General features: G+C 58.4%; 24 protein-coding genes and 1 tRNA gene. 15 read left to right on the top strand and 10 right to left on the bottom strand.

Annotated elements, in window-relative coordinates; genetic code table 11:
• Positions 1 to 5: 5 nt before the first annotated feature.
• From infB to GRI91_RS11015, 9 genes are all read left to right on the top strand, one after another.
• Positions 6 to 2,690 carry a translation initiation factor IF-2 gene (gene infB / locus GRI91_RS11055; RefSeq protein WP_160736719.1) on the top strand — a complete coding sequence of 895 codons (2,685 nt, stop codon included), beginning with the start codon at positions 6 to 8 and terminating at the stop codon, positions 2,688 to 2,690.
• A 74-nt stretch (positions 2,691 to 2,764) separates the two neighbouring features.
• Complete coding sequence (locus GRI91_RS11050) at positions 2,765 to 3,301, top strand: DUF1697 domain-containing protein (protein ID WP_160736789.1); 537 nt, start codon at positions 2,765 to 2,767, stop codon at positions 3,299 to 3,301.
• A gap of 164 nt (positions 3,302 to 3,465) precedes the next feature.
• Positions 3,466 to 3,867 carry a 30S ribosome-binding factor RbfA gene (rbfA, locus tag GRI91_RS11045; protein WP_160736788.1) on the top strand — a complete coding sequence of 134 codons (402 nt, stop codon included), beginning with the start codon at positions 3,466 to 3,468 and terminating at the stop codon, positions 3,865 to 3,867.
• Positions 3,868 to 3,874: 7 nt separating this feature from the next.
• The gene (locus tag GRI91_RS11040; RefSeq protein WP_160736718.1) at positions 3,875 to 4,459 is read left to right on the top strand and encodes a thymidine kinase; all 585 of its coding nucleotides are present in this window, start codon (positions 3,875 to 3,877) and stop codon (positions 4,457 to 4,459) included.
• 68 nt (positions 4,460 to 4,527) lie between these two features.
• A complete protein-coding gene (locus tag GRI91_RS11035) occupies positions 4,528 to 5,214 on the top strand; it encodes a site-2 protease family protein (protein WP_160736717.1) in 687 nt (228 codons plus the stop codon).
• A gap of 1 nt (position 5,215) precedes the next feature.
• Complete coding sequence (gene truB / locus GRI91_RS11030; RefSeq protein WP_160736716.1) at positions 5,216 to 6,142, top strand: tRNA pseudouridine(55) synthase TruB; 927 nt, start codon at positions 5,216 to 5,218, stop codon at positions 6,140 to 6,142.
• 5 nt (positions 6,143 to 6,147) lie between these two features.
• Positions 6,148 to 6,417 (top strand): 30S ribosomal protein S15, encoded by a 270-nt coding sequence (gene rpsO, locus GRI91_RS11025; protein ID WP_160736715.1) that lies wholly within the window; start codon positions 6,148 to 6,150, stop codon positions 6,415 to 6,417.
• 172 nt (positions 6,418 to 6,589) lie between these two features.
• The gene (pnp, locus tag GRI91_RS11020; RefSeq protein ID WP_160736714.1) at positions 6,590 to 8,896 is read left to right on the top strand and encodes a polyribonucleotide nucleotidyltransferase; all 2,307 of its coding nucleotides are present in this window, start codon (positions 6,590 to 6,592) and stop codon (positions 8,894 to 8,896) included.
• A 242-nt stretch (positions 8,897 to 9,138) separates the two neighbouring features.
• Positions 9,139 to 9,432, top strand: coding sequence for a hypothetical protein (locus tag GRI91_RS11015; protein ID WP_160736713.1), 294 nt, complete (start codon positions 9,139 to 9,141; stop codon positions 9,430 to 9,432).
• Here the strand turns inward: GRI91_RS11015 and GRI91_RS11010 are convergent.
• The 3 genes from GRI91_RS11010 to GRI91_RS11000 form a co-directional block, all read right to left on the bottom strand.
• Positions 9,422 to 9,943: a GAF domain-containing protein gene (locus tag GRI91_RS11010; RefSeq protein ID WP_160736712.1), complete on the bottom strand. Its 522-nt coding sequence runs from the start codon at positions 9,941 to 9,943 to the stop codon at positions 9,422 to 9,424. The two genes, GRI91_RS11015 and GRI91_RS11010, sit on opposite strands and share 11 nt — an antisense overlap.
• Before the next feature lie 140 nt (positions 9,944 to 10,083).
• The gene (locus GRI91_RS11005; RefSeq protein ID WP_160736711.1) at positions 10,084 to 11,007 is read right to left on the bottom strand and encodes a DUF481 domain-containing protein; all 924 of its coding nucleotides are present in this window, start codon (positions 11,005 to 11,007) and stop codon (positions 10,084 to 10,086) included.
• A 67-nt stretch (positions 11,008 to 11,074) separates the two neighbouring features.
• Positions 11,075 to 11,584, bottom strand: a complete 510-nt coding sequence (locus tag GRI91_RS11000) for a DUF1993 domain-containing protein (RefSeq protein ID WP_160736710.1) — start codon at positions 11,582 to 11,584, stop codon at positions 11,075 to 11,077.
• 98 nt (positions 11,585 to 11,682) lie between these two features.
• Here GRI91_RS11000 and GRI91_RS10995 point away from each other — a divergent pair, with 98 nt between their 5' ends.
• Together GRI91_RS10995 and GRI91_RS10990 are read left to right on the top strand one after the other, a co-directional pair.
• Positions 11,683 to 12,552 (top strand): SDR family NAD(P)-dependent oxidoreductase, encoded by an 870-nt coding sequence (locus GRI91_RS10995; RefSeq protein ID WP_160736709.1) that lies wholly within the window; start codon positions 11,683 to 11,685, stop codon positions 12,550 to 12,552.
• Between the two features lie 102 nt (positions 12,553 to 12,654).
• Positions 12,655 to 14,274, top strand: a complete 1,620-nt coding sequence (locus GRI91_RS10990; RefSeq protein WP_160736708.1) for a tannase/feruloyl esterase family alpha/beta hydrolase — start codon at positions 12,655 to 12,657, stop codon at positions 14,272 to 14,274.
• 75 nt (positions 14,275 to 14,349) lie between these two features.
• Here the strand turns inward: GRI91_RS10990 and GRI91_RS10985 are convergent, their stop codons facing one another.
• Complete coding sequence (locus GRI91_RS10985) at positions 14,350 to 15,063, bottom strand: GcrA family cell cycle regulator (RefSeq protein WP_160736707.1); 714 nt, start codon at positions 15,061 to 15,063, stop codon at positions 14,350 to 14,352.
• An 80-nt stretch (positions 15,064 to 15,143) separates the two neighbouring features.
• Here GRI91_RS10985 and GRI91_RS10980 point away from each other — a divergent pair, with 80 nt between their 5' ends.
• Positions 15,144 to 16,043 (top strand): ABC transporter permease, encoded by a 900-nt coding sequence (locus GRI91_RS10980; RefSeq protein WP_160736706.1) that lies wholly within the window; start codon positions 15,144 to 15,146, stop codon positions 16,041 to 16,043.
• A 72-nt stretch (positions 16,044 to 16,115) separates the two neighbouring features.
• On the opposite strand, the gene hspQ is transcribed toward GRI91_RS10980, so the two are convergent.
• The gene (hspQ, locus tag GRI91_RS10975) at positions 16,116 to 16,496 is read right to left on the bottom strand and encodes a heat shock protein HspQ (RefSeq protein WP_160736705.1); all 381 of its coding nucleotides are present in this window, start codon (positions 16,494 to 16,496) and stop codon (positions 16,116 to 16,118) included.
• Between the two features lie 159 nt (positions 16,497 to 16,655).
• On the opposite strand from hspQ, the gene GRI91_RS10970 reads away from it, so the two are divergent.
• The 3 genes from GRI91_RS10970 (at position 16,656) to GRI91_RS10960 (ending at position 19,046) form a co-directional block, all read left to right on the top strand.
• Positions 16,656 to 16,745, top strand: a tRNA-Ser gene (locus GRI91_RS10970).
• A gap of 152 nt (positions 16,746 to 16,897) precedes the next feature.
• Complete coding sequence (locus tag GRI91_RS10965) at positions 16,898 to 18,217, top strand: tyrosine-type recombinase/integrase (protein WP_160736704.1); 1,320 nt, start codon at positions 16,898 to 16,900, stop codon at positions 18,215 to 18,217.
• A 160-nt stretch (positions 18,218 to 18,377) separates the two neighbouring features.
• Positions 18,378 to 19,046: a hypothetical protein gene (locus GRI91_RS10960; protein ID WP_160736703.1), complete on the top strand. Its 669-nt coding sequence runs from the start codon at positions 18,378 to 18,380 to the stop codon at positions 19,044 to 19,046.
• Between the two features lie 148 nt (positions 19,047 to 19,194).
• On the opposite strand, the gene GRI91_RS10955 is transcribed toward GRI91_RS10960, so the two are convergent.
• From GRI91_RS10955 to GRI91_RS10935, 5 genes are all read right to left on the bottom strand, one after another.
• A complete protein-coding gene (locus GRI91_RS10955) occupies positions 19,195 to 19,383 on the bottom strand; it encodes a helix-turn-helix transcriptional regulator (protein ID WP_160736702.1) in 189 nt (62 codons plus the stop codon).
• Positions 19,380 to 19,904, bottom strand: a complete 525-nt coding sequence (locus GRI91_RS10950; protein WP_160736701.1) for a hypothetical protein — start codon at positions 19,902 to 19,904, stop codon at positions 19,380 to 19,382. Before GRI91_RS10950 ends, GRI91_RS10955 begins: the two co-directional genes overlap by 4 nt.
• Complete coding sequence (locus GRI91_RS16150) at positions 19,901 to 20,146, bottom strand: DUF2312 domain-containing protein (RefSeq protein ID WP_337190364.1); 246 nt, start codon at positions 20,144 to 20,146, stop codon at positions 19,901 to 19,903. The genes GRI91_RS10950 and GRI91_RS16150 overlap by 4 nt, the downstream gene beginning before the upstream one ends.
• 137 nt (positions 20,147 to 20,283) lie before the next feature.
• Positions 20,284 to 23,049, bottom strand: a complete 2,766-nt coding sequence (locus tag GRI91_RS10940) for a toprim domain-containing protein (protein ID WP_160736700.1) — start codon at positions 23,047 to 23,049, stop codon at positions 20,284 to 20,286.
• A 98-nt stretch (positions 23,050 to 23,147) separates the two neighbouring features.
• Positions 23,148 to 23,477, bottom strand: a complete 330-nt coding sequence (locus GRI91_RS10935) for an Ogr/Delta-like zinc finger protein (RefSeq protein ID WP_237437817.1) — start codon at positions 23,475 to 23,477, stop codon at positions 23,148 to 23,150.
• Positions 23,478 to 23,479 lie beyond the last annotated feature (2 nt).

The following is a 23,479-nucleotide window of genomic DNA, read 5'->3' as shown; positions in this document are numbered from 1 at the left end:
GGCGTATGAGCGATAACGAAACCAAACCGACGCGCGGCCGCAAGCCTCTGGGGCTGAAGCGCTCGGTCGACGCTGGCGAGGTCAAACAGACCTTCAGTCACGGTCGCACCAACAAGGTCGCGGTCGAGGTAAAGCGTCGCCGTAAAGTGACGAAGCCGGGCGAAGCTGGTGAAGCTGCGCCCGCGCCTGCGCCTGCGCCCTCTGAAACGGCATCTACGCCCGCAGCGGACACTGCTCCGGCGGCAACCCCGGCGCCTGCGCCGAAACCGAAGCCTGTGCCCAAGCCAGCTGCCAAGCGCCCGGTAAGTGCGGAAAGTCGCCGCGAGATGCAGGCTCAGCTGCTGCGTGAAGCAGAAGAAGCACGCCTCGCCGCGATGGAAGAAACCAGCCGCCGCGAAGAAGATGAGCGTCAGCGCAAGGCGGAAGAAGAAAAACGCCGCGCTGAAGAAAATCGCAAGGCCGAGGAAGAAGCCAAGAAGGCCCAGGAAGCTGAAAAGCAGGCTGCCGAGAAGGTTGAAAAGGTCGAACCGGAAGCGGTTCAGGAAGAACCTGCCAAGTCAGCCGAAACCGCTGCTCAACCGGCTGCGGAGAAAGCTGCTGAAGAGGCCAAGGCTGAGACAGCTGATGCAACGGATCAGGCGAAGGGCGAATCCACGGGCGATGAGGCGGAAGCAAAACCTGCTCCCCGCCGCTTTACGCCGGTTCAGCGTCCTGAGCCGAAAAAGCCCGAAAAGAAGAAAGAAGCCGCCAAGAAGGCTGGCAATGCCGCGCCTGCGCGCGGTGACAAGGCCGATCGCCGCCGCGGTGGTAAGCTTACCGTCAATAAGGCGCTGAATGAAGATGAAGGTGCACGCGCACGTTCACTCGCAGCTCTGAAACGGGCGCGTGAGAAAGAACGTCGTTCGCAGGGTGGCAACAAGCCGCGCCAGCGCGAGAAACAGGCACGTGACGTGATCGTCCCTGAAGCCATCACGGTTCAGGAACTCGCCAATCGTATGGCTGAGAAGGGCGCCGACCTAGTGAAGGCGCTGTTCAATATGGGCATGATGGTCACCGTCAATCAGACGATTGATCAGGATACGGCTGAGCTGCTGGTCGAAGATTTCGGCCACCGGATCCAGCGTGTTTCCGAAAGCGATGTCGATATCGACACGGCTGATGATGTCGATCCCGAAGAAACGCTGAAGGACCGTGCACCGGTCGTTACGATCATGGGCCATGTCGATCACGGCAAGACCTCTCTGCTCGATGCCTTGCGGGGTACCGATGTGGTTCGCGGTGAAAGCGGCGGGATCACGCAGCATATCGGCGCCTATCAGATCACGACGAAGAACAAGCAGAAGCTGACCTTCCTCGATACGCCGGGCCATGAAGCCTTCACGCAAATGCGTGCACGCGGTGCCAATGTGACGGATATCGTCATTCTGGTGGTGGCTGCTGATGACGGAATCATGCCGCAGACGATCGAAGCGATCAATCACACGAAGGCCGCTGGCGTTCCGATGATCGTGGCAATCAACAAATGCGACAAGCCGGAAGCCAACCCGAAGAAAATCCGGGAACGGCTGCTGGAACATGAAGTCATCGTCGAGGAAATGTCGGGCGATGTGCAGGATGTGGAAGTTTCGGCCAAGGCCGGAACGGGCCTGGACGATCTGATCGACAAGATCATGCTGCAGGCAGAATTGCTTGAGCTGAAGGCACGCCCCGATCGCGCCGCTGAAGGTACGGTGATTGAAGCGCAGCTGGATAAGGGCCGCGGCCCGGTTGCATCTGTTCTCATCACACGTGGTACCTTGAAGCGCGGCGATGTGTTCGTCGTCGGCACGCAGAGCGGCAAGGTCCGTGCGATGATTGATGACAAGGGCAAGCAGGTTAAGGAAGCTGGCCCGTCATCACCGGTCGAAGTGCTGGGTCTGGGCGGTGTTCCCAATGCTGGCGATCAGCTGACCGTTGTCGAGAACGAACAGCGTGCCCGTGAAGTTTCGGAATATCGTAGTGAAAAGGCCCATTCGCAGCGTACTGCGGCGACGCCGGCCAATTTCGATGCGATGTTCTCCAACCTCAAGAGCGATACGATCGAATTCCCACTGTTGGTGAAAGCTGACGTGCAGGGCTCGGTGGAAGCCATCGTGGCCGCGCTGAACAATCTTTCGAATGATGACATCAAGGTGCGCGTGCTGCATTCGGGTGTCGGTGCGATTACCGAAAGTGACGTTACGCTGGCCGCAGCCAGTAACGCGCCGATCGTCGGGTTCCATGTGCGTCCCAACGCCAAGGCTCGCCAGATGATTGAACGCGAGAAGGTGCGGATGATGTATTATGATGTCATCTATCACCTGACCGAAGAGATCGCGAAGGAAATGGCTGGCGAACTCGGGCCGCTCCGGATCGAAAACGTGGTTGGTCGTGCCGAGGTCAAGCAGGTCTTCCCTGCTGGCAAGAAGGACAAGGCGGCTGGTCTGCTGGTCGAAGAAGGCGCCATTCGCAAAGGCCTCTTCGCCCGTCTTACGCGCGACGATGTTATCGTATCGAAAACGACGATCGCTTCGCTGCGCCGCTTCAAGGACGATGTTGCGGAAGTCCGCGCTGGTCTGGAATGTGGTGTGGTGCTCGAAGACACGAACGACATCAAGGCAGGCGATATGCTGGAAGTCTTCGAAGTCGAGGAACGCGAACGCACCCTGTAATGCGTTTGCCAGGTTAAATGCGAACGGGCCGGGATTTCCTGGCCCGTTTGTTTGTCTGGAAGGGCCACGAAGCCATGCACTATATCGCCTTGTTCGGCAGTGTTAACGTCGGTGGAAACCGCCTGAAGATGACGGATCTTCGTGACGCGATGGAGCGCGAGGATTTCGAGAATGTCGAAACCGTCATCGCCAGCGGCAATGTGCTCTTTACCCATGAAGAACGCCCCGTTGAAGGGCTGAATGACAAGCTTGCTTACGTGATGCAGGAGCATTTCGACATAGATTGTCTGGCACTCGTCCTCACGCGTGATCAGCTGCGCACTGCAATCGAGGAAAACCCCTTCGCGGCGGATGGTGATGAAAAGCAGGTGCATACGCATTTTCTCGAAATGCAGCCCTCGCAGGAACAATTCGATGCGATGGTGGACGTCTATAGTGAGCGCGGGCCGGAACGGTTGGCGCTTGGGACGAAGGCGTTATTCGTGGACTATGTCGAAGGTGTCGGGCGCAGCCGTCTGACCGGACCGTTTATCGAACGGCGGTTGGATACGCGCAACACCGCGCGCAACATCAGTTCGCTGAAGCGTATTCTTGCCAAGATGCCGGCATAAAGGGGGGCTTAGGCATTGCCAGTCCGACCATTCCAGTGGTTTTGGCTGGTCCGGCTCGCCGAATGCTGCTGCCCTCGCACTTCCGAAATATTCCGCCTATAGCGGCAGATACAAAGCGATGCCTGCAAGTCGGATCGCAACAGACAATAATGATGGATTGAATGATGGTTCGCCCGCAAAATACCAATGAAGAACAATCTGTTCGTCTGCTGAAAGTCGGCGAACGCGTGCGCCATGTGCTGTCGGAAATCCTGATGCGTGGTCAGGTGCATGATGAAACGATCAGCGCGCATAACGTATCAGTCACCGAAGTGCGCATGTCGCCCGATCTGCGCATGGCCAAGGTCTATGTGAAGCCTTTGCTGGGGCAAGATGAAGCGGCTGTTCTGAAGGCGCTGCAACAAAACACAGCCTATTTTCAGCGTGAAGTCGCCAATTCGCTCAAGCTCAAATACGCTGCCAAGCTGCGCTTCATGGCGGATGAGAGTTTTGAAGAGGCAGGACGGATCGAGCAATTGTTGAACGATCCGAAGGTTGCGCGCGATCTGGAAGATAACGAAGACTAGAAGGAGCATGGCCAAGCTCTATTTCTATTATGCCAGCATGAATGCTGGCAAATCGACCACGCTTCTGCAGGCCGACTTCAATTACCGCGAACGCGGGATGGGCACCATGCTGTGGACCGCCGCGCTGGATGACCGCTCACAAGGGCAGCCGATTTTTAGCCGGATCGGGCTGGAGGCAGGCGCGCATCTGTTTCGCGAAACCACCAATTTGTGGGAGGCGGTGAAGGCGGCTCAAGCAGCCCAGCCTATTGCCTGCGTGCTGGTGGACGAGGCACAATTTTTGACCCGTGAGCAGGTCTGGCAATTGGCCCGGCTCGCCGATGAAGCGAATATTCCGGTGCTGTGTTACGGCCTGCGCACGGATTTTCAGGGCGAGCTGTTTTCCGGTTCTGCGGTATTGCTGGGCATTGCCGACGCCTTGGTTGAACTGAAGGCGGTCTGTTATTGCGGACGCAAGGCGGCGATGAATCTGCGTGTTGATGACGACGGCGCGCCGGTGAAGGCTGGCGCGCAGACCGAAATCGGCGGCAATGATCGTTATGTCGCATTGTGTCGGCGCCATTTTTGCGAAGCGCTGAGCTTTCATGGATGAGCTGGGCATAGATAAGTTAGGCGGGGCCATTGGTTTCGCAGGACGCAGCGCCTATCTGATCCACCATCATGAATGAAACGCTGCTTACCGCTCTGGCGCTGATCCCCTGTCTGGTGATCGCAATTGTTTTTCACGAAGTAGCACATGGCTGGACGGCGCTGGCGCTGGGTGATCCCACTGCCAAGGAACGTCGCCGTCTGACGCTGAACCCCATTCGCCATGTCGACCCGGTTGGCACGCTGGTGGTGCCGGGCATGCTGGCTGTTGCCGGCATGCCGGTGTTCGGGTGGGCGAAGCCGGTTCCTGTGATGCAGGGGCGGCTGAACAATCCGCGCTATGGCATGATGGCAGTGGCCGCAGCCGGGCCGCTTTCCAATCTGGTTATGGCCGCCATCGGCGCGGTGGCTTTGGGGGTTTACGCTTCCACCCTGACCGCTCCGCCGGAAGCATTTGGGCAATATATCGGGCTGACGCTCAATTATTTCATCATGATCAATGTGTTTCTGGCATTCTTTAACTTGCTGCCGATTCCGCCCTTTGATGGCTCGCATATTGTCGAAGGCCTGCTGCCTCCATCTGCGGCGCAAACTTATCGCAAGCTGCGCCCGCTTGGATTTGGCATCGTCTTCCTGATCCTGCTGGTGATCCCTTATTTCTTCCCCGGCAGCGGAATTATCGAAAATGTCGTCCTGCCGCCGGTTGCCTGGGTTATCGACCAGTTCCTGGGGCTCGCCCGCATGGTGGCGGGGGGCTGACATGGAACCGCATGGCTGGATCATTCTCGACAAGCCGGTCGGGCTTGGCTCGACTCAGGCTGTGGCAGCGGTGAAGCGCAATCTGCGTGAAGCGGGCCATGGCAAGAAATACAAGGTCGGCCATGGCGGAACGCTGGACCCGCTGGCGGAGGGCGTGCTGCCCATTGCGGTGGGGGAAGCGACCAAGCTGTGTGGCCGGATGCTGGATGCCAGCAAGATTTACGCCTTTACGGTGAAATTCGGAGAGCAGACTGAAACGCTGGATGCAGAAGGGGATGTCGTCGCGCAGAGCGATATCCGTCCCTCCGCAGCGCAACTCAGCGCTATCCTGCCGCGCTTTACCGGGGCGATAGAGCAGGTTCCGCCTGCCTATTCCGCGTTGAAGGTGAATGGCAAGCGGGCCTATGAACTCGCCCGTGCGGGTGAGGATGTGGCGCTGAAGAAGCGGGCGGTGACCATCCATTCGCTGGTGCTGCAAAGCGGCGATGAAACGGCTTCGGATGACCTGCTGGATTCGGTCACTTTGGTTGCCATGGTATCCAAGGGAACCTATATACGGTCACTCGCACGGGACATCGCTCTGGCGCTTGATACGGTCGGCCATGTCACGATGTTGCGCCGGTTGAAAGCCGGCCCCTTCACCGAGAAGCAGTCGATTTCGCTAGACAAATTGAACGAAATCGGTAAGGGCGCGCCTCTCGAAGAGATAATTCTGCCGCTGAGGGCAGGGCTGGACGACATCCCGGCCTTGGCGCTCGATCCGGAAGCGGTAGTGGCGGTCCGTCAGGGCCGTGTGTTGACCGGATGCCCCGAACCCGACGGGCTTTATTGGGCGCACAGGGACAATGTCCCGGTTGCGCTGGTTGAGCTTGAACAGGGGATGGCGAAAGTCGTCAGGGGATTCAATTTACCGGATGTCGCGGAGTAAATATATTGTCGATTACCGCTGAGAAGAAGCAGGAACTGGTTAAAGAACACGCCCGTCAGGATGGCGATACCGGTTCTCCCGAAGTGCAGGTTGCAATCCTTACCGAACGTATTCGCAACCTGACCGAACACTTCAAGGATCACCACAAGGACAACCATTCCCGTCGTGGTCTTCTGATGCTGGTCAATCAACGCCGCACTTTGCTCGCTTATCTCAAGAAAAAAGATGTCGAGCGTTATAACGCACTGATCCAGAAACTGGGTCTGCGTAAGTAAGGCAGCTTACGGCTCCCCTCGGGGAGCCGTTTTGCTTTTAAGGGCATGATTTTGCAATTCGGCAAAGTCGCCCTGGGGCGTAACCAGCCCCATACCGGGCCGGAACGGATTACTCCGGCAAACAGTAGGCCCCGCGCCGCAATAGGGCCGCGCGGGTTCACGAAGGATTATTATGTTTGATACCAAAACCGTATCGCTGGAGTGGGGCGGCAAAACCCTCACTCTCGAAACCGGCCGCATTGCCCGTCAGGCTGACGGCGCGGTCCTCGCCACTTATGGCGAAACCGTGGTTCTGTGCGCAGTCACTGCTGCGAAATCGGTGAAAGAGGGCCAGGATTTCTTCCCGCTCACCGTCCATTACCAGGAAAAATTCTCTTCCGCCGGTCGTATTCCCGGTGGCTTCTTCAAGCGCGAACGCGGCGCTACCGAGAAGGAAACACTCACCAGCCGTCTGATCGACCGCCCGGTGCGTCCGCTCTTCCCTGAAGGTTTCTACAACGAAATCAACGTCATCTGTCAGGTTCTGTCCTATGATGGCGAAACCGAAGCTGACATTGTGGCGATGATCGCCGCATCGGCTGCGCTGACCATTTCGGGCGTTCCCTTCATGGGCCCGATCTCCGGTTGCCGCGTCGGCATGATCGACGGTGAATATGTGCTCAACCCGAAGCAGGAAACTGCGCTGGCCGAAGGCACACTCGATCTGGTTGTTGCCGGCACGCATGATGCCGTGATGATGGTCGAATCCGAAGCCAAGGAGCTGACGGAAGAAGACATGCTCGGCGCCGTGATGTTTGCCCACAAGGCAAACCAGCAGGTTGTCCAGGCGATTATCAAGCTGGCTGAGCAAGCTGCTAAGGAACCTTGGGAAATCGACCTGTCGGATGACAAGGCGGCTCTGAAGGAAGAACTGCGCGGTCTGATCGGTGACGATATTGCTGCCGCTTACAAGCTGACCGACAAGTCTGCCCGTAGCGAAGCGCTGAACGCTGCTCGTGCGAAGGCGAAAGAACATTTCGCCGATGCCGATGGCCAGAAGCAGATGACTGCCGGCAAGGCCGTCAAGAAGCTCGAAGCCGACATTGTTCGCGGCGCCATCCTGAAGGACGGTTCCCGGATTGACGGCCGTAAGCTCGATCAGGTTCGCCCGATCGAAGGCATGGTTGGTTTCCTGCCGCGCACGCATGGTTCGGCGCTGTTCACCCGCGGTGAAACGCAGGCGATCTGCACCACCACGCTGGGCACCAAGGAAAGCGAGCAGATGATTGACGGGCTGGAAGGCCTGAGCTACTCGAACTTCATGCTGCACTATAACTTCCCGCCTTACTCGGTGGGTGAAGTTGGCCGTTTCGGCGCCCCTGGTCGCCGTGAAATCGGCCATGGTAAGCTGGCATGGCGCGCCCTGCATCCGGTTCTGCCGAGCAAGGAAGACTTCCCTTACACGATCCGCATCCTGTCAGACATCACCGAGTCCAACGGCTCCAGCTCTATGGCGACGATTTGCGGTGGCTGTCTGTCGATGATGGATGCTGGCGTTCCGATCGAACGTCCGGTTTCCGGTATCGCCATGGGTCTGATCCTCGAAGGTGACGAATTCGCCGTGCTGTCCGACATTCTGGGTGACGAAGATCACCTCGGCGACATGGACTTCAAGGTGGCCGGTACGGAAGCTGGCATCACCACGATGCAGATGGACATCAAGGTTGCCGGCATCACGCAGGAAATCATGGGCAAGGCACTGGAACAGGCAAAAGCCGGCCGTGCGCACATCCTTGGTGAAATGCAGAAGGCTCTCGGCTCCGCACGGACCGAACTGTCCGCGCATGCTCCGCGCATTGAAACGATCAATATCGACAAGTCGAAGATCCGTGACGTAATCGGCACGGGCGGCAAGGTCATCCGTGAAATCGTCGCGGAAACCGGCGCCAAGGTCGATATCGATGATGAAGGCATCATCAAGATCAGCTCTTCCGACGTTTCGCAGATCGAAGCGGCGAAGAAGTGGATCGAAGGCATCGTTGAAGAAGCCGAAGTCGGCAAGGTCTACACCGGCAAGGTCGTCAACATCGTTGATTTCGGTGCATTCGTGAACTTCATGGGCGGCAAGGACGGTCTCGTCCACGTGTCCGAAATGAAGAACGAGCGCGTTGAAAAGCCGACTGATGTCGTTTCCGAAGGCCAGGAAGTTAAGGTCAAGGTTCTCGAAATCGATAATCGCGGCAAGGTCCGCCTGTCGATGCGGGTTGTTGATCAGGAAACTGGCGAAGAGCTGGAAGATACGCGTCCGGCGCGCGAACCGCGCGAAAAGCGTGAGCCCCGCGGTGATCGTGGTGACCGTGGTGATCGTGGCGGCGACCGTCGTGGCCGTGGTCCGCGCCGCAGCGGCGGTGGCGGCAATCGCAACCGTGACGAAAATGAAGGCGGCAAAGAAGGGGGTAACCCCGATCATATGCCGGCGTTCCTCAAAGACGACGACTAAACTCGTCACGTCGAGCAAGAAAAGGGGCTGCGGGACCATGGGTTCCGCAGCCCCTTTTTCGTGCAAAATTCAGATTTTTAATCAGTTGGTCTTGCGGATGAGGCGCATTATCGTGCGTTAACTTTTATATAATCGGTTGGCTGTAAGCACGTCCTTCGTCTCATCACTATTGCCATGAAATAGTCCGGGTCCGGACTTGAGTGACAATAGGTGCGGCAGAGATTGGGAAGAACCGCAAGAGCATGGCACCCCCGCGCAAGGATCTGGCTAAAGACCGAGAGGGTGATGATTCTGTCGCCGTAACTCGGCGCGCCTTTATCCGTTATCTTCAGGGCATCTGGCCCAATAGCGCGGATGTTAGCCCGGCCGATCTTTCAGTTGAGGTGTCGGACAAGCAATTCCTGGCTACTGCAGTCGATCTGCAGGATGCAGGCCTGATCATGTATGAGGCGATCGTATTTGGGGCACAGCCTTTCCCGGTCGTCAATCAGGTGATGCTGACGCGGAAGGGGCAATTGCTGAAGTTCAATGATTAACCTGCCGCGCTTCGGCGGCTTCCGAGCGGGCGGCCACTCGCAGTTCCAGCAATTCGACCACCACCCGGGCGATCAATTTGAGATTATAGAGCTCCTGACCGGTCAGAGAGCGCGGTTTGGTGTCGACCACGGCCAACATGCCCAGATTGAAGCCTTCTGCCGTTCTTAAAGGGATGCCAGCATAAAATCGGAGGCCCAGCTCACCGGCAACAAGCGGGTTGGTCAAAGTGCGCGGATCCACCGCTGCATTTTCGACAATCCAGGGCCCATCCTGCAAAACAGCCGAGGCGCACAGGCCATCGTCACGTTCAAGTTCATCCACATCAAGGCCGGGGTGCGATTTAAGCCAGATACGATTACTGTCGACAATGCTTACGACACCGGCTGCGCAATCCAGCATCCGCATGGCCAGTTCAGCCAGAGCGTCATACGTGCCGTCCGGCGGCGTATCCAAAATATTATGGCGACGAACGGCTTCCAGTCTTAATCTCTCGTGCTCACTATTGATCATGATAGTTGCTCAATTTATCCCGGAGGCTGATTGGCACGCTTACTTTAACTTGGATAAAAATCACTAAAAAGTGGTACTAGTAACATCGGTGTTACTCTTTAATCACTGGAAAATAAACGGGAAAATGGGTTTCTACGCTGTCAGAAGCCATAGACGAGCGTGAAGCGGGTGAGCGTATCCGTGGTTACCGACCCGTCCGGCGGTGCCGTTGCATATTCCACCGCGTAGGATGCACGCGCAGACAAGGCGCCGCCGAGAGCAGCCTCCAGAGAGGTCGTCGAACTGAGTGTCGTATTCTCCGAACGCAGATAGGCGTCCGCATCTTGCTTCAGGGTCACGCGGTCGTTGATCTTCCAATCCATGTTGAGCGCGGCAAGACCGGTCAGCACGGATTCTTCATCCCCATCGGTGAAATCGGTGCGCCGCCATGCCGGTCCTGCCTGAACAGACAATTGCAAATCATCGCTGTCGACGATGCGGTAGCCGGCACCGCCCGAGACCGAGTAGCGCGAGTCATAGCCCTGGAACTGATCGCTTTCGAACTGGGCGAGGCCGAAGATGAAGAACAATTCGCCCTTCAGCTGATATTGCGGTTCATAGGATGCGAGATATTGCTCGCGCGTGGTTTCTCCATTGGTGCTTTGATAATCGAACAGGAAATGCAGCTTGTGACGCCAGTCTATGCCGGTGCGCTGCATCTTCACGCCGGCCGTCAGGCCCAGTGACTCGCTGTTGCCGGTTTCACGCAAGGCGCCGATCTGCCCTTCGCCTGACCACATGTCGATCAGGCTGGCGGAGCGTATCCGGGCTTCCTTCTTCTTCGCGGCAAGGCTGGCGGAACGCTTTGTCTGATCAAGAAATGCATCATGAAGCGCGCTGAGCTCGTCCTTCTCGCCGGGATATGTTGCTTCGGCGATTTCGAAGACCGTCGCGATCTTCGCCCGGTCGCCAGTGGCGATTGCGGCATCCAGCATGGCGCGGACTGCTGGTGGAATCTCTGCATGGGCAATACCGGGTAGGGTCAGAGCCGCCAGCGCGGCTCCATAAGTCAGAACGCGATACATCAAGGTGGGCCCGTTATTTTGTTATGCCGGATGGAAGGGCGCGCGCCCTTCCATCAGTTGTAGAGTTTCAGCCTACTATGCGTAAAGCGCCCAGATAGTCCAGTTTGCCGACCGGAACGCCAATCATTCGCAGCACGTCATAGGCCGTGGTCGCGTGAAAATAGAAATTGGGTTGGGAAAAGCTGAGCAGGAAGTTTTCTGCCGTAAAATCAATTCTCTTTTCGCCGATTTCGAAGCGCATGGGCGCACCAATGAAGCCTTCCATTTCTGCCTCGTCGACATTTTGAAGAAAATGGATGGCTCCGCTGATCTGATTGCGCATGGCAGCGAAACTCGCGGGCGGCGGGGTCATATCCGGTGAAAATACCGCTTTGCGAACGCCTTCAATGGCGCCCTGACTATGAACCACCGCGCTTTTGACCTGATAGGCAAAGGGTAGCATATCATCGATCAGCCTTTGCTGGACGATGGCTTCCTCGGTAAAATCGCTGGCCTCGGCCTTATCGATCAAGGTGTTGAGTGATCCGAGGATCTGGAGCCAGCTCGGGACAAGTGCTGCATGCAGTGAAATTGGCATATGTGTTCCTCGTTTAATACTTGCGGCCAGTCATCACGCCTTTCATACAGCACCAAACACTGCCCGCCACCGGGCAGGTAAAAAATGAGAGAGAATGCATGGCAATTACGACGTTTGAAGGCAAAACTGCGTTTATCACTGGCGGCGCCAGCGGTATTGGTCTCGGCATAGCGAAAATACTTGTTGAACGCGGCGCTCAGGTGGTCCTCGCAGATTTGCGGCAGGATCATATTGATGACGCGCTGGCCAGTTTTGCGGGCGGCGACAAATCCAATGCAGTCAGCGCGCTGCAGCTCGATGTCACCAACCGGGAAGCCTATCGCGAAGCCGCCCAGCGGATGCAGGATGAATTCGGCGGCGTGGATATCCTGGTCAACAATGCCGGAGTGGGGCCGGAAGGGCCGGTGCTGGAGGCGACCTATGCCGATTATGATTTCGGCTTCGGTGTGAATGTTGGCGGCGTTATCAACGGATTTGTCGAATTTCTGCCGCAGATGATCGCTCATGGCCGCGGTGGCCATATCGTCTCCACCGCCAGCCTGGCGGCGGAAGTGGTGATGCCATCCTTCATGGCGATCTATGGGGCGAGCAAGGCCGCGGTGTGCCATTATTGCGAAGCAGTGAAGCCCGAACTGGCGGAAAAGAACATTGGCGTGTCGATCCTGCTGCCCGGCCCAGTGAAATCCAACATCCATGAAACGCAGCAGAACCGACCAACACATCTGGTTGAAGGCAGCGGCTATCAGGCGTCAGAGAAGAAGCTGTCGCGGCGCATTGTCGGCGATAATTGGATGGAGCCAGAAGAAGCTGGCCGGCTCGTGGCAGACGGTATTCTGGCCGATCAGACATATATCGTCACGCATGGCTTCTATAAGGATGGCATGCGTGCCAGAGCGGAAGCCGTGCTCGCCGCAACACCCGATCGCAAAGAGGAAGCGCCCGATTTCGGACAGTTTCGCGACGAATGATGCCTTAATGCTGAATCGGCGGCCGTTCCCCGAACTTTCCCTCAGCGGGAAGGCGGGGAGGCCGCAGTGTCGGCAGGGTAAATCACAGGGGGAGAGTAAGCCATGAAGAGCAAGATTTGTCTGACGATCGGCACGGCAGCGATCGCCTTTGCCAGCACGGCGTCCACCGCACAGAGCGGCGCCAATTTGCAAGAGGATAGCCGGCAGGCGCCCAATGCCTGTTCCGCCCTTGCTGCGATGACCAATCTGCGCGGTGATCTTGAAATCACCGCGACACAGCGCGTAGCGGCGGCTGCGGCTGGCGAACTTACTCTGGACCCATTCTCCGGTGCGACCAATGGCATGGCCATGCCCGCCTATTGCAAGGTCGAAGGGATATTGAATCGCCGCATCGGGCCCGATGGTACCGAATATGGCATTCGCTTTGCCGTTGCGCTGCCGGATAATTGGAATGGGCGCTACCTCTTTCAGGGGGGAGGGGGCCTGAACGGCGTCGTGCGCCCTCCACTCGGCACGCAGGCTGCGGGCGATGCACCGGCTCTGGCCAGAGGTTTCGCCGTTGCTTCGACCGATAGTGGCCATCAGGGGGAAGTGTTTGATTTCGCCTTCACCGGCAATCAGCAGGCGATGCTGGATTTCGCCTATAATGCGGTGGGCCGCGTCACCCAGACAGCAAAGAGCATCATTGCTGCGCATTATGGCCGCCGTCCTGACCATTCCTATCTGGTTGGCTGTTCGACCGGCGGGCGTGAAGCGATGGTCGCGGCGCAGCGTTTCCCCTTCGAATTTGATGGTGTCGTCTCGGGCGCACCGGCGATGCGGACCGGGCGCAGCAATATGGCGCTGGCCAATGCGCAGGCGGCATTCAACCGCGCTGCCGAAGAAACCGGGCTGGGCGCTGACCATGCGGCGCAGCTGTTCTCTCCGGCGCAGCGTCTATCCCTGCAAACCGCCGTGCTGGAGCAATGCGATGCAGCCGACGGTCTGCAGGACGGTATGATCTTTGCCATGACGAAATGCGACTTCGATCCTGCAAAACTGCAGTGCGGCGGTGACACGAACAGTGAAAGCTGTCTCGCTCCCGCGCAGGTGCAGGCGCTCAAGACAGCATTTGCCGGACCGAAAACCTCCGCTGGTGTTCCGATTTATTCTGCGTTTCCCATGGACCCGGCATTGTTCGGAGAAAAGGTAGGCGGTTTGCCGGGGTTCTTGCCCAGCGACGCACCGTCCCCCCTCGGGGCGGCCAGCACGGATAGCAGTTTTGACACCGATGCGGCCTATCTGGCTGCCATGTCGGATCAGGGCGCGCGGCTGATGGACTCTTACGATTTTACCATGCTGAACAGCTTTACCGCGCGCGGCGGCAAGATGCTGATGTATCATGGCACTGCCGACCCTTGGTTTTCGGCACTGGACACAGTTGATTGGTATCAGCGCATGGCAGAGGGCGCAGGTGGCCTGGAGCAGGCTCAGGCCTTCAGCCGGCTGTTTCTGGTCCCGGGCATGGGCCATTGCCGCGGCGGGGCTATGACGCCCGATCAATTCGATCTTTTGTCACCGCTGGTGAAATGGGTTGAAGGCGATGACACACCGGATTCGGTCCCGGCCACCGCGCGCGCGCTGGATAATGCGGAGCGCAAATTGTGTCCCTATCCGGCAGTGTCCACCTATGATGGACACGGCGATCCGGACATGGCGGTAAGCTATCACTGCAAAATCTGATCCGCTTTCAACTCAGACATAAAAAAGCCCCGCTGAATGTAAAATTCAGCGAGGCTTTTTCTAAGCGTCTAGCAATTAGCGAACCCGCGGGCCGCCAAAGGGAAGTGGTGGGGGCGGACGGCGCGCACCACGGGGCAGCTGTGCCTGATAGGCCCGTCCGCAATGCTCCACGCAATAAGGGAAGCCGGGATTGACCTTTTCACCGCAGAAATGGAAATCCGGTTCACCCGGATGCCCCATGGGCCAGCGGCATACGCGGTCATTCAGATCCAGCAGGCTGGTCTTGTCAGAGATCTCCGGGCTTGGCTTGGCCGGCACCAGACGGCGCGGCGGCGCAGGCGGGATCGGCGGCTGCTGATCACCGGGGCCCTGACGCAAGAAGCCGCCGGGACCGACGGAAACCACGCGTGGGCTCTTCGGTGCCGGAGCAGCCTCCGCTCCGTCTTCTGCAGGCGCGGCTGCAGCGGGCTTGACCGCGGGAGCCTGAGCCGGTTCCTGCCGCACAGGGGCGGCGGGCTTGGGCGCGGCAGGCTCTGCGGGCTTCGCCGCCTTGGGCGCCGGAGCCTTTTCTTTTGGCGGGCTGGCCTTCTTGGCAGCTTCCTTGGGTTTGCCCTTGGCTTTATCGCCTGACTTCACCGGGGAAGGGCGGGATTTCAGGCCAAGGCGGTGGGCTTTGCCGATAACGGCATTGCGGGATACACCACCCAGTTCCTCTGCGATCTGGCTGGCGGTTGATCCGCCCTCCCACATCTTGGCGAGCGTTGCGATCCGTTCTTCGGTCCAACTCATGAAAGTTCAATACCTCAATTTCTGCGGACAGGCCGCACCAATGCTTGCCAGCCGGGCCTGCGAAAGATAGTCGCCCTTATATGGCTGATCAAGCGCAAGCAAATGCTGCCCCTAAGGCAGACTCCAGCGAATTCGTCGCCGCCGACCAACAGGCCGGTAACAGGTTCCCCCCGAAAGGGCGGCCTCTGATAACCGGCATCAACCGGATCGGCTTGTGGACTCTCTATATGAAGGAAGTCCGGCGATTTCTCAAGGTGCAGACCCAAACGATTTGGGCTCCTGCGGTCACGACCCTGCTGTTTCTGGTGATTTTCACCGTCGCGATGGGCCGCGGAACGCGTGAAATCCTTGGCGTACCCTTCGCCACATTCGTCGCGCCGGGCCTGATCATGATGGGAATGATGCAGAACGCTTTCGCCAATTCGAGCTTTTCTCTGCTGGCGGGCAAGATCCAGGGCACCATTATCGATATTCTCATGCCTCCTTTGACCGAGGCCGAATTGATGATCGGCATTGTCGCCGCAGCGATCACCCGCGCCGTGATGGTTGGCGGTGCGGTTGCGCTGGCCATGTTCCTGTGGCCCGCTGTGGAAGTGATGGCCGCGCACCCCTGGGCGATTGTCTGGTTCGGTCTGATGGGGTCGACAATGCTGGCTTTGATGGGGCTGATCACCAGCATGTGGGCGGAAAAGTTCGATCACAACGCTGCCGTGACCAATTTCCTGGTCGCCCCGCTCTCGCTCCTTTCGGGCACATTCTATGTGATCGATAATCTCTCGCCAGTTTTCCAGACCATCAGCCGGTTCAATCCGTTTTTCTACATGATCTCCGGCTTCCGCTTCGGCTTCCTCGGTGAAAGCGATATCGGCAACACCAATCATGCCGTGCTTGGCGCAGCGCTTGGGGTCGGCGCGCTGAACCTCTTGCTGGGTTTTGTCTGTTATCGTCTGCTCAAGAGCGGGTGGAAGCTGAAAAGCTGAACCGCCCTGCTCAGCCTCGGCACACAGCAGCTTGCGTCACAAAATCCTAGGTAGTGACGTGGAGTCGCCGAATCAATGCGTCAGGTCGCGGCGCAGGCGATATCGCCCGGCATCGAAATCCTCGAAGATTTCTTCCACGCTGGGATGGTCGATCGGGCCGCCTTCCTTGTCGCCTTCCAGATTTTCCTGGCTGACATAGGCAACATAAGACGAATCCTCATTCTCTGCGAGCAAATGATAAAAGGGCTGGTCCCTGCGCGGGCGCATGTCATCGGGGATGGATTGATACCATTCCTCGCTATTGGCGAAGACAGGATCGATATCGAAAACCACGCCGCGAAAATCAAACAGTCGGTGGCGCACGACATCTCCGATGCCGAATTGCGACGAACTGTTGAGCGGTGCGTCGATCTTCCGGCCCGCTTGCGGTGAATAAAACAATGCACGATCCATAAGCTTAAATATAGGCGCGTGAAGCAGGTGAGCAAGCTTTCCCGGTGAACAGATAAATTTCAGGCGTTTTTACGGAGGGGGTTGGCAAGCCTCTGGCCGTGCGCTAACGGCGGCGCTTCAATCGTCGACCGGATGCGTTTTACGCACTCCACACCTTGCGGAGAGGTGGCAGAGAGGTCGAATGCGCTGCACTCGAAATGCAGTGTACGGGCAACCGTACCGTGGGTTCGAATCCCACCCTCTCCGCCAGAAACCTCGCTCAGCGCTGATTTTGAAGTCCGATTTTTGGCGGAATGCCGTTGATCGTGGATTTTGCGCGTTCCGGATGGGTCTCGTTTTGTTCTCATTTATCCGATAAGCCTTGTGGTATCGAGTATGGTATCGGATTCGGAGAATATGGTATGGGGCGATTGTCCGACGCTAAGGTGCGGGCGGCGAAGGCGCGGGATAAGGCTTATAAGCTTTCCGATGGGGAGCAGCTCTATCTGTTCGTGACGGCCAAGCGCGCGCGCAGTTGGCGGATGAATTATAAGTTCGGGCGCAATGCCCAGGGCAAGCCGCTGCAGAAGACGCTGACGATCGGCAGCTATCCGGCCATATCACTGAAAGATGCGCGCGAGGCGCGCGATGTGGCCAAAAGTATGCTGGCGCGGGGGCTGGAGCCTTCGCCGACTGATCTCTTTTCCCGCGCTAATGCGGATGAGGATCTGCGGCCGAGTTTCCGGAAAGTGGCGCTGGAGTGGCTGGACGGGCAGAAACCGCGCTGGTCGGCGGTGCATCTTTCTGATGTGAAAGCCAGCCTTGAGAATGAAATCTATCCGGCCATTGGCGAAATGCGGCTTGCCGATATCGATGCGCCTTGCGTCCTGCGGCTGCTGCGGAGCGTTGCCGATCGCGGCGCGATCGAGACGGCGCACCGGCTTCGGCAGCGAATCAGTGCGGTTTTCGTTTATGGTATCGCGCTTGGATATGTCTCGGCCGATCCGGCGGCGGGGCTGCGCGCTATCTTGCCGCCCAAGCCAAAAACCAAATCGCAGCCGGCGATCACCCATCTGGATCAGCTCCGGCAATTGCTCGTCGATTGTGAGGCGGAAAGATGCCGGGTGCAGACGAAGTTGGCGCTGCGGCTGATCGCTTTGACGGCGGTTCGCCCAGGGGAGCTGCATGGGGCACGGTGGCATGAATTCGAGGATCTGGATGGTCCGGAGCCGCTGTGGCGCATTCCGGCTGCGCGGATGAAGGGCGATATGGGGCGCAAGCAAGAGACGGATGGCGACCATCTGGTGCCGCTTGCACCGCAATCGGTGGAAGTGATCCGGGCGATAGAGCCGCTGACCGGGCATTTCCCGCTCGTGTTTCCTTCTGAGCGGCATGGGCACCGCCCAATGAGCGAAAATACGCTGCGCGCGTTGTTGATCCGCGCCGGATATTACCAGCGACATGTGCCGCATGGCTTCCGTTCTGCCTTCTCGACCATCATGAATGAGCGGGCAAATGATCTTGGCCGCCCGAATGACAGGGCCGTGATCGATCTGATGCTGGCGCATGTGCCGACCAACAAGGTGGAGCGGGCCTATAACCGCGCGGCGTATATGACCCGGCGACGTGAGCTGGCCGGTGAATGGGCCGATCTACTGCTGAAAGACATGTGGCCGGTTGCCGTTCATATGGGGCAACCGATTCGCTGGGCGAGCAATGGCCCTGGACGTTTCAATCCCTAAGGTTCGAAATAGCCTGGCGGTTGCAGGAAGTGGCAGCTTTGCCAGTTTTCTTCTGAAAAGCTGCTGTTCTGCACACGACCCAATTGCGGACGTTGCGGAAAGCGGTAGGCTGCCGCCATTCACAGCTTATATCTTTTTATGAAGTTTGGGCGATGCTAGGATGAATTCATCGGACGAAGACATGGAGCGTCTGCTCCTCCGATATTTCATCAATGATGAATGGGCTGCTCGAGGTGCGCAACCGATTGATGCAATTTTCGAGCAAGTGAGTCGCACAAGTGGCTGGCGAGGTGCGTTTTTTGAGAAGCTTCAGACGCTTGAGGAAAAGGGGGCCTTAAGCGCGATTTTGGAACGCATGTCGTCCGATGGATTGCTCGAAGCGAAGACTTCAGACACTGATCAACAAAGATACTATCAAGCTTCCCCCGATGCCTTGAACCATCCGAGGTATGACTACCTTTATCCTCGATATGTCCATGCGGAGGAGACTGACGAAAAAGCGGTGTCTGACGTCGAGCGTCGAGAACTTCAAAAGAAGATCGACAGCACCAATTGGACAGGGCTGGCAAAAAGCGTGAGTCCGATTGACGCCGCGATCATCCGCGAGCGAACTAAGGCCCTGCAATCGGCCATAATGCAATCTGACGCAGATGTTCAAACACGGACAGACGCCTGTAAGCGCGTAGAGGCAGTGATAATTCTGTTGGAAGCGCCCAATGTCCCTTGGCCGGAAATCATTCGACTACTCAATCACCCGACCGTAACTGCCTCGTTGGCGGCGCTGAGCCTTCTGCAGTTTATTGTTGGACTTGCGACAAGTGCGACCTAAATTCCAGAAGCCACTGATATCTTCTCCAAGAGCGTCCCAAAATTTGGCGGATTGAGATTGTCCGCTTCCCACGATTTCCTGCCGTTCGAGCCGGCGGATTGATCTGCTGAAAGCAGACCAATCTCTAGGCCGCCTGATTCCAATTTCATTAAGACAGCTTTTCCTGCAGCCATTGATCGAGAGCGCGTTCGGACCAGCGGGTGCATTTGGGGCCGAGTTTGATTGGTTCGGGGAAGTCGCCCTGTTTGACCAGGTGATAGACATAGGAGCGGGAAAGCGAGGTGCGTTGCATCACTTCGCGGATCGTGAGCAGGCGGTCTTTGGGCTGAGTGGTCATGCGGCATCTTTCACAGGTGGGGATTTGGAGGAGCCGGCGAGCAATTCGCCGCGTGTCGGGTATCCGTTTTCCCGGCGCCAATCGTGGCCGATGGCGGAGGTCCAGCGGATATGGTGGAAGGCCATCCAAGGAGGCTTTTCGCGTTCTGCCCACCAGCGCATGGCGCAGAGCAAGCCGCCCTGTGTGGCTTCTTCCTCCGTGGGCGGGAGGCCGTGATCGATGACCATATCGAGCCAGCGGGCGATCGCGGTATCCAGCGCGGTAATCCGCAGATCGAGCGTGGCCGTGGTCTCGGGCGTGCCCTGGCCGAAGGCGATCCATTGCCAGTCGCGGGCGATCGCGCGCCAGCCTTCGGTATCCTGCCGCGCCTCTGCCACCGTGATCCGGCCCGCCTTGATCAGGCCGGGATAGGTCTCGCGGCGGCGATCGAAAGCGGCGCGGGCTTCGGCGGCGATTTCATCATCATTCCAGATGGCGCAATCCGGGTTTTCGAAAGCGGGATGGCTCCAGTCCTGCATCATACGATCCCCAGCGCGGTCTTGTAGGTATCGAGAATTGCCTCAGCTTCCTGCCGGACATCGGGTGAGAGTTTGCGCATGGCGATGATCGCGGTGATGGTTTTCACGTCATAGCCGAGCGCTTTCGCTTCCGATTTCACTTCCTTGATATCGTCAGCGATGCCGCGCTTTTCCTCTTCGAGCCGCTCTAGCCGTTCGATCAGCTGCTTGAGCTGCTGCGCGGCGCTGTCCGGATTGGCATCGATCGGATCGGGCGCGGTGCGTGTCTTGCGCGCGGATTTGGGCTTTTCAGGGGGCAGGGCGCGGAATTCATGGCGAATGCCGCCCATGCCATCGGTGACGGGGACGAGGCCCATGGGCCGCGTTTCAGTTTCGGTGGCCGTCATATCGGCAGTCCTTCAGTCTTGGTCTGGGGATCACACTGGAAAATCCAGCAATGGCGGTTGCGCCCGTCGCGGCAGTTGACCTGCCCGGAGCGGATGAATTTGCGGGCTTTGCTGGTGGGCAGCATTTTCTTCAGCTCAAGCATGGAGGCGCCGGGGATCGTCATGCGGTAATGGGCGAAGGCCTGTTCAACCTCGGGCATGCTGAGCGCGATCAGGCCTTGCGCCTGTTTGCGGTGGTGATTGAGCCCGGCGCATTCCGCCTCGCTCTTCCCCTCGGTCATTTTCTGATCGAGATAATCGAAGCTTTCCCAGAACTGCGCGATGATGGGATGATCCGCACCCAGAGCGCCATGCTGTGCCAGGCACATTTGCTCGATCAACTGGTGGCCGTCATTCAGCTCGGCCGGACTGATCGTCGCTTTCCCATCCACCACCATTGCCTGCGCCAGACAGTCGAGCGCGGCGGCGAGCTGCGCATGGTTGAAGGCAAGCCGGTCATTCTGCACTTCGGGATGGGCGAGCAGTCGATCTTCATGATGGGTGAAGCGCGCATGATAATGGTCGATGATCTGCCGCTCCTGCCGGATCATGGCGATCATCCAATGCGAAACGTCTTCAACATCGTGCCGTTTCAGCCGGTTGCCGGCAGCCTTACCCTCTGGCGAAAAGCGGCTCTTATCGACCTTCAACGGCATGATGCGTTCGAGCACCGCCTCTTCCGCTTCACGGATCGGATCATTCTGTGCGATCACCAGCGCGCCGCGAAAAGGCGGGCTGAATGTGTCGGTGCCGCCATTGGCGATGCCGCGCGTGCGGGGCGAATGGCCGTTGTAGATCTTCTTGAGTTCCGACCAGTCGAATTTGCGGGTGGAGGGCTGATCTTTCTTCCGGTCCCCTTCCAGAAAGACCACCGGCAGATTGCCATATTTGACCAGTTCGCGGGCAATGCCGGCAGCGGTGGCGCTGGCGGGATCGAAGCCTTCATAATTGTGCCGCCGACCGACTAGTTTCCAAAGGAACATCAGCAGCGTCGATTTACCGGACCCCGGTTCACCCGATATCTCCAGAAAACCGAGGCTTTGCTGGTCGCGCCGGACCTGTTCGGCAAAGAGCGAGAGCAGCCAATAAGCGAGCGAGACGAGGCCGAGCGGGCCGAAGGACGCATAAAGATCCGGCCACCAGCTGTAATCGGCATGGTTCGGATCATAATCGATCGCGAATTCGCCGGTTGCCCCGGTAGGCTTCACCCCGACTTTGCCGATTTCAAAGTAGTCTTCGTCATTCAGGGGAACGACGCGGCCATCGGTGACGGCAATATCGTCAAACATCCAGGCGTTGTGTTCGATCGAATAGCCGGAGAAATAGAGCGCATCGACAGTGCGGATGCCATCGAGCTGCCGCTCCATCAGCTTGTCGAGCTGCCATGTGGAGCCGGTATAGATTGCGCCGGGCGCGACCGAGATCAGCCGTTTCTTGAATTCCCCGCCGCCAGCCATGGCTGGGCCGGGGAAGTTGGCCTTCACCGTGTCCTGCTTCCCCGGAAAGTCGATGCGCAGATAATAGGTGCTGTCATTCAGGGCCGCATCACGCTGGAAATAGAGCGCGCGGAATGTGCAGTTGGCGATCTCTGTAATTTCGACCGCTTCACGCGCGGCGCGGTCCCATTTTTCTTCATTGGAGAGCGCCGCGAGAGTTTTATCCTCCCCATAGGACTGGATCAGTTCGTTAATCCGCTCTGCCGCAAAGCGTGCCCAAAGCTGGCGGCTTTTGAAGGTCAGCGGGAATTCGGCCCGGCGCGATCGGCGATAGAGCAGGAAGGCTTTCTCCGCCGCGTTTTCCGCGGTCGTGATGTCGCCATTTTCGAGATAGGCGTCGAGCTGTTCGGCCTCCAGCATTCCGCGCTGGTGCAAATCGTTCCAGTCCAGCTTCGTGCCTTCGCCATCGGGCCGCACCTGCGCCGCGCGCGCTGTCCAGCCATCCTGCCGCGCCTGATCGACCCATCGCCGGGCGTAGCGCACACCGGCGGGGCCGACGTCGAAGGCAAAGACCAGCACCGGGCGGCGGGCGCTGGTTCCGCGCGCAGCCACGGCTTCTGCCAGTGCCTCCAGCCACTTTGCCGGATAGTTATTGGTCGAGATTGAGGAGACCGCACGGGCACCGGGTCTTTCACTTTCGAAAGCTTCGGCCAGAGCGACCGCGTCGAAGATCCCCTCGGCAATCCAGATCTCGCTGGCCGTGGCCAGATCCTCCATGGAAAGCGATGGGTGTTGCCAGGCATGCCCCCGGAAGCTGTAGCCATATTTGATATTGGCTTTCTTCTTCCCGAAACGGTGGGGCCGGTCGATCAGCCTTTCCCACCATCCGCCTTCGGGCATCTGGAAGCGCACCGTGGCAGACCCGGCATTGGCCTTCCGGTCGAAGTAATTCTCCTGAGAGAAAGCCCCGGCCAGTTTCACGACATTCAGCCCGCGCGCGTCGCGCAGATAGGCTTTCGCGGCGGCGTGGGGATCATCGGGCCGCTGCGGGTGCCGGTCGGACCAATTGTCGAACAATTCACTATAGAGATCGCGGGTGGACCATTCATGGCCGCATTTGTTTTCCCGCCCACAGCGCAGCACCCATGGCTTTTCGGTGCTGATATAGAGTTCCTTGCCCCGGCAATCCGGGCAGCGGCCACCGCGCATCCACGGGCCGCTGGTGGAGCGGAATTTATAATCCCGCTGCAGCCGGGCGAGTATGTCTTGGCGGAGCTTGTCGTCCATCGAGCGGGCCAGTCTAAAAAGGGTGCAAGAAAGGGTTCGCTGGTTGAGGCCAGCGAGGCGTTGCGTCGGTTTCGGAAAGGGTTAGGGCGCGGAGGTGATCAGCCGCTGGGCTGGCGCTCCAGAGTATCATTCAGCGGAAGCTGGCCGAATTCATGGCCGGGCATCCGGCGCGGTTCGGGCTTATCCTCTCGAAAGCCGGTGCCAAAACCGCTGGGCGACAGTTCCCGCACAAAGGCGAGGCCCGCCACCCAGGTCATGCCGCATTCGACGTCAGAGCAGGAATAGCGCAGCTCGCGGTAAGTGGGGGTAATCTCCGCGCTGGTCCGGCTTTTGGCACGCGCGCCGCAGGTGGGGCAGCGGACAAGCGGGGATTTGCCCGAATGTTCGCGGTAAACCGGCCGACCGGGCACAGAGAGTTTGGTTTGCATAT

The sequence above is a fragment of the Altericroceibacterium endophyticum genome, assembly GCF_009827595.1.
GTDB classification, from domain to species: domain Bacteria; phylum Pseudomonadota; class Alphaproteobacteria; order Sphingomonadales; family Sphingomonadaceae; genus Altericroceibacterium; species Altericroceibacterium endophyticum.
This window is presented reverse-complemented; position numbering and strand designations above follow the sequence as displayed.

Bases quoted from the DNA above. Each gene is read 5' to 3' on its own strand.
- infB (WP_160736719.1), top strand. From the start codon at position 6: ATGAGCGATAACGAAACCAAACCGACGCGCGGCCGCAAGCCTCTGGGG.
- GRI91_RS11050 (WP_160736789.1), top strand. From the start codon at position 2,765: ATGCACTATATCGCCTTGTTCGGCAGTGTTAACGTCGGTGGAAACCGC.
- rbfA (WP_160736788.1), top strand. From the start codon at position 3,466: ATGGTTCGCCCGCAAAATACCAATGAAGAACAATCTGTTCGTCTGCTG.
- GRI91_RS11040 (WP_160736718.1), top strand. From the start codon at position 3,875: ATGGCCAAGCTCTATTTCTATTATGCCAGCATGAATGCTGGCAAATCG.
- GRI91_RS11035 (WP_160736717.1), top strand. From the start codon at position 4,528: ATGAATGAAACGCTGCTTACCGCTCTGGCGCTGATCCCCTGTCTGGTG.
- truB (WP_160736716.1), top strand. From the start codon at position 5,216: ATGGAACCGCATGGCTGGATCATTCTCGACAAGCCGGTCGGGCTTGGC.
- pnp (WP_160736714.1), top strand. From the start codon at position 6,590: ATGTTTGATACCAAAACCGTATCGCTGGAGTGGGGCGGCAAAACCCTC.
- GRI91_RS11015 (WP_160736713.1), top strand. From the start codon at position 9,139: ATGGCACCCCCGCGCAAGGATCTGGCTAAAGACCGAGAGGGTGATGAT.
- GRI91_RS11010 (WP_160736712.1), bottom strand. From the start codon at position 9,943: ATGATCAATAGTGAGCACGAGAGATTAAGACTGGAAGCCGTTCGTCGC.
- GRI91_RS11005 (WP_160736711.1), bottom strand. From the start codon at position 11,007: ATGTATCGCGTTCTGACTTATGGAGCCGCGCTGGCGGCTCTGACCCTA.
- GRI91_RS11000 (WP_160736710.1), bottom strand. From the start codon at position 11,584: ATGCCAATTTCACTGCATGCAGCACTTGTCCCGAGCTGGCTCCAGATC.
- GRI91_RS10995 (WP_160736709.1), top strand. From the start codon at position 11,683: ATGGCAATTACGACGTTTGAAGGCAAAACTGCGTTTATCACTGGCGGC.
- GRI91_RS10990 (WP_160736708.1), top strand. From the start codon at position 12,655: ATGAAGAGCAAGATTTGTCTGACGATCGGCACGGCAGCGATCGCCTTT.
- GRI91_RS10985 (WP_160736707.1), bottom strand. From the start codon at position 15,063: ATGAGTTGGACCGAAGAACGGATCGCAACGCTCGCCAAGATGTGGGAG.
- GRI91_RS10980 (WP_160736706.1), top strand. From the start codon at position 15,144: ATGGCTGATCAAGCGCAAGCAAATGCTGCCCCTAAGGCAGACTCCAGC.
- hspQ (WP_160736705.1), bottom strand. From the start codon at position 16,496: ATGGATCGTGCATTGTTTTATTCACCGCAAGCGGGCCGGAAGATCGAC.
- GRI91_RS10965 (WP_160736704.1), top strand. From the start codon at position 16,898: ATGGGGCGATTGTCCGACGCTAAGGTGCGGGCGGCGAAGGCGCGGGAT.
- GRI91_RS10960 (WP_160736703.1), top strand. From the start codon at position 18,378: ATGAATTCATCGGACGAAGACATGGAGCGTCTGCTCCTCCGATATTTC.
- GRI91_RS10955 (WP_160736702.1), bottom strand. From the start codon at position 19,383: ATGACCACTCAGCCCAAAGACCGCCTGCTCACGATCCGCGAAGTGATG.
- GRI91_RS10950 (WP_160736701.1), bottom strand. From the start codon at position 19,904: ATGATGCAGGACTGGAGCCATCCCGCTTTCGAAAACCCGGATTGCGCC.
- GRI91_RS10940 (WP_160736700.1), bottom strand. From the start codon at position 23,049: ATGGACGACAAGCTCCGCCAAGACATACTCGCCCGGCTGCAGCGGGAT.
- GRI91_RS10935 (WP_237437817.1), bottom strand. From the start codon at position 23,477: ATGCAAACCAAACTCTCTGTGCCCGGTCGGCCGGTTTACCGCGAACAT.